At 64.8% G+C, this 1,663-nt stretch carries 1 protein-coding gene; it reads left to right on the top strand.

Annotated elements, in window-relative coordinates; all coding sequences use genetic code 11:
• Nucleotides 1–1,663: phosphate acyltransferase (locus tag P0D80_RS49980; RefSeq protein ID WP_408296106.1), on the top strand; the 1,663-nt coding region annotated here is incomplete at both ends.

The following is a 1,663-nucleotide window of genomic DNA, read 5'->3' as shown; positions in this document are numbered from 1 at the left end:
GGTCTGAAGGTGGTCGGCAAGGACATCAAGGAGGTCAAGCTGGTGTCCTCGGGCGCGGGCGCCGCGGCGCTGGCCTGTCTGGACCTGCTGGTCGACATCGGCCTGCCGCTCGAGAACATCACCGTCACCGATCTGGCCGGCGTGGTCTACAAGGGCCGCGTCGAACTGATGGACCCGGACAAGGAGCGCTTCGCGCGTGAAACCGATGCCCGCACGCTGGCCGAAGCCATCGGCGGCGCGGACGTTTTCCTGGGGCTGTCGGCGGGCGGCGTGCTCAAGCAGGACATGGTCAGGCAGATGGCGGACAAGCCGCTGATTCTGGCGCTGGCCAATCCGACGCCGGAAATCCTGCCGGAACTGGCGCTGGAAGTGCGTCCGGACGCCGTGCTGTGCACGGGGCGCACCGACTACCCGAACCAGGTGAACAACGTGCTGGTGTTCCCGTTCCTGTTCCGCGGCGCGCTGGATGCGGGCGCGACCACGGTCACGCGGGAAATGGAAATCGCCGCGGTCAACGCGATCGCCGAACTCGCGCGCCAGGAGCAGAGCGATATCGTCGCGACGGCGTATGGCATTCAGGATCTCTCGTTCGGCCCGGAATACCTGATTCCGAAGCCGTTCGATCCGCGCCTGATCGTCAAGGTCGCGCCGGCCGTGGCGAAGGCCGCGATGGATTCGGGCGTCGCCGAGCGTGCGATCGAGGACATGGAAGCCTACGAACAGCATCTGCAGCAGTTCGTGTATCACAGCGGCACGACCATGAAGCCGATCTTCCAGCTTGCGCGCGGCGTTGAGCCGGAGAAGAAGCGCATCGTATTCGCGGAAGGCGAAGAGGAGCGCGTGCTGCGCGCGATGCAGATCATCGTCGACGAGAAGCTCGCCAGGCCGATCCTGATCGGCCGGCCGGCGGTGATCGAGCAGCGCATTGCGCGCTACGGCCTGCGTCTGGTCGCGGGTCAGGACTACACGGTCGTGAACACCGACCATGACGAGCGCTATCGCGACTTCTGGCAGGAATATCACAAGATGATGTCGCGCAAGGGCATCAGCGCGCAGATGGCGAAGCTCGAAATGCGCCGCCGCACCACGCTGATCGGCGCGATGCTGGTGGAAAAGGGCGAAGCGGACGGCATGATCTGCGGCACGGTGTCGACCACGCATCGCCACCTGCACTTCATCGATCAGGTGATCGGCAAGAAGGAAGGCGCGAAGGTCTACGCGGCGATGAATGCGCTGGTGCTGCCGAACCGGCAGATTTTCCTGGTGGATACGCACGTGAACGTCGATCCGACGCCGGAGCAACTGGCGGAAATCACGATCATGGCGGCTGAGGAAGTGCGCCGTTTCGGTATCGAGCCGAAGATCGCGCTGCTGTCGCATTCGAACTTCGGCACGAGCAACGCGCCGACCGCGCAGAAGATGCGCGACACGCTGGCGATCCTGCGCGAACGCGCACCGGACCTGCACGTGGACGGTGAAATGCACGGCGACATCGCGCTCGACGCGAATCTGCGCCGCGAAGTGATGCCCGACTCGACGCTCGAAGGCGACGCGAACCTGCTGGTGCTGCCGAACATCGACGCGGCCAACATCTCGTACAACCTGCTGAAGACGGCCGCGGGCAACAACATCGCGATTGGTCCGATGCTGCTGGGCGCGGCCA

Origin of the sequence: Paraburkholderia sp. RL17-373-BIF-A (genome assembly GCF_046030175.1) — a bacterium.
In the GTDB taxonomy this organism is placed as follows: Bacteria; Pseudomonadota; Gammaproteobacteria; order Burkholderiales; family Burkholderiaceae; genus Paraburkholderia.
This window is presented reverse-complemented; position numbering and strand designations above follow the sequence as displayed.